This window comes from Bradyrhizobium sp. (assembly GCF_030654605.1).
Taxonomy (GTDB): Bacteria; Pseudomonadota; Alphaproteobacteria; order Rhizobiales; family Xanthobacteraceae; genus Bradyrhizobium.
On the sequence record NZ_JAURXB010000121.1, the window covers coordinates 1 to 2,509 of the forward strand.

Annotated in this window: 1 protein-coding gene and 1 pseudogene; one reads left to right on the forward strand and one right to left on the reverse strand. The window is 66.6% G+C overall.

Going from position 1 to position 2,509, the window contains the following annotated elements:
* Positions 1 to 569, forward strand: a pseudogene (prfC, locus tag Q7U29_RS12340) (peptide chain release factor 3); the annotation flags it as partial.
* 170 nt (positions 570 to 739) lie between these two features.
* Here the strand turns inward: prfC and Q7U29_RS12345 are convergent.
* Positions 740 to 2,041 carry a sorbosone dehydrogenase family protein gene (locus Q7U29_RS12345; protein ID WP_304741768.1) on the reverse strand — a complete coding sequence of 434 codons (1,302 nt, stop codon included), beginning with the start codon at positions 2,039 to 2,041 and terminating at the stop codon, positions 740 to 742.
* Positions 2,042 to 2,509: the final 468 nt, after the last annotated feature.

Genomic DNA, 2,509 nt, shown 5'->3' on the forward strand with positions numbered 1-2,509 from the left:
CGCAGTTCTTCTTTGCGCCGGACCGCTGGGTGGCGGACGAGGCCTATGCCGGCGACGTCGTCGGCATTCCCACTCACGCCACGCTGCGGATCGGCGACACCCTGACCGAAGGCGAGGACCTGATCTTCGTCGGCGTTCCGTCCTTCGCGCCGGAAATCGTCCGCCGCGTCCGTCTCACCGATGCGATGAAGGCGAAGAAGCTGAAGGAAGCGCTGCAGCAGATGTCGGAGGAGGGCGTGGTGCAGGTGTTCCGCCCGCGCGACGGCGCCCCGGCGCTGGTCGGCGTGGTCGGCCCGCTGCAGCTCGACGTGCTGAAGGCGCGGCTCGACGCCGAATATTCGCTGCCGGTCGAATTCGAGGTCTCGGAATTTCAGCTGGCGCGCTGGATTTCGTCCGATGACCGCAAGAAGCTCGAGACGTTCGTCGCCGCCAACAACTCCGGCGTCGCCGACGACGTCGACGGCGACCCGGTGTTTCTGGCCAAGAACGAGTTCTATCTCGGCTACACCCGGGAACGCGCCGAGGGCATCGTGTTTTCCAGCATCAAGGACGTGAAGAATAAGGCGTGAGGCGGGGGCGCGGCTGCGCCGCTCCGCACAACTTGTCGTCCCCGGCACTTGACCGGGGACCCAGTACGCCGCGGCCTCTCGGCTGACCTCCGCCGTCTCTGGAATACTGGGTCGCCCGCTTTCGCGGGCGATGACAGTTCGTGGTGATGATGCAATGTCGCGCAGCCCGGCTACGCTCCCGTCACGCGCCAGATCACATCGCCGACGTCGTCCGCCACCAGCAATGAACCGTCGGGGCCGAGCGTCACCCCGACCGGCCGTCCATAGGACTCCTTCTCGTCCGGTGCGAGGAATCCCGACAGGATATCCCGCGCCGGCCCGCACGGGCGCCCGTTCGCGAACGGCACGAACACGACCTTGTAGCCGCTCAGCGTGCTGCGATTCCACGAGCCGTGCTGGCCGATCGCCATGCCGTCCGGAAAGCCGGGCAGGGTGCCGGCCGGCATCCAGCACAGGCCCAGCGAGGCGGTGTGGCCGCCCAGCGCGTAATCAGGCGTGATGGCCCTTGCGACCGCGGCCGGATCCTGCGGCACCCGATCGTCCACCGTCTGCCCCCAGTAGCAATAAGGCCAGCCGTAGAAACCGCCGTCCTGGACCGAGGTCAGATAATCGGGCGGCGTCTCGTCGCCGAGGCCGTCGCGCTCGTTGACGACGGTCCAGAGCACGCCGGTCTGCGGCTCCCATGCCATGCCCACCGCATTGCGCAGGCCGCCGGCAAAGATGCGGCTGGAGCCATCGGCCAGATCGAGTTCGTAGATCGCGGCGCGGCCTTGCTCCGCTTCGAAGCCGGTGTCGGCGATATTGGTGAGCGAGCCGACTCCGGCATAGAGTTTCCGGCCATCTGGGCTCGGCAGCAGGCTGCGGGTCCAGTGCCCGCCGGGCTTGAAGCTGACGAGTTTCTTCCCCGGCGCGGTGATGCGGTCCGCGCCCGCCACATAGGGGAAGGCCACCACGCCGTCGGTGTTGCCGACGTAGAACGTGTCGCCCACCAGCGCCATGCCGAACGGCTGGTTCAGGCCTTCCATGAAAACGTTCCGCCGCTCGGCGACGCCGTCGCCATCGGCGTCGCGAAACAACGTGATACGGTTGGCGCTGACGCCGAGGGCCGAGGCACGTCGCATCGTCGCCTGCATCGCGTAGCCGAACACGTTCCTGACGGGGCCGGGGACCTGATTCGATTCGGCAACGAGGACACCGCCATCGGGCAGAACCTCGATCCAGCGCGGGTGCTGCAGGCCGGTGGCAAACGCATTGACCTTGAGTCCAGGCGCCGCAACCGGAATCTGCCCGGCGCTCCAACCCCGGGCTGACGGCATCTTCAGCGTCGGGAGTGCGCCCTGTGGCTTTGCGGCGGGAACGACCGGCGCGCTGCCCCAGGCCGGCTCGGGCGCAGCACCCTGCAACCGGCGCCACTGCAGCGCGGCGGCGCCGATCAGTGCGACGATTCGCGCAAACGTCCCGGACAAGCTCATGCAATTCTCCTGTTGATCGCGCGCACCCTATCCGAGGACGGAGCGCGTTCAAACCTCGTCGTTCGACTGGAGGCGGTCCCCGGATTTCATGAGCGCCCATCCGGCACAAGTTCTCAACGTCGTCCCTGCGAACGCAGGGACCCATACGCCGTGCCATCGCGGTTGTCGGGGTGTTAGCGGCTTGTTGAACCACTGTGTCATTGCGTCAGATGACCGGGGTTATGGGTCCCTGCGTTCGCAGGGACGACGTGAGTTTGGTTTTCAAACAATCAACGCGGCTTCGCGATCTCGCGGCGCGGTTTGCCCGAGGTTTGCTGTCAATTCCTCACCCTCGAGATTCAGAGGGCGCAGGGAAAGCCGGGTGCGCGCTGCACCCGCGGTCTCGTGTGCAATGGGGTAGAGGTAGGCGGCACACGTGCATACAGGTGAAGCGGAGGCATCCGGCTTTCCCTGCGCAGTGGTTTAAGG

Excerpts from the sequence above, each read along its gene's own strand:
- Q7U29_RS12345 (WP_304741768.1), bottom strand. The coding sequence starts at position 2,041 with ATGAGCTTGTCCGGGACGTTTGCGCGAATCGTCGCACTGATCGGCGCC.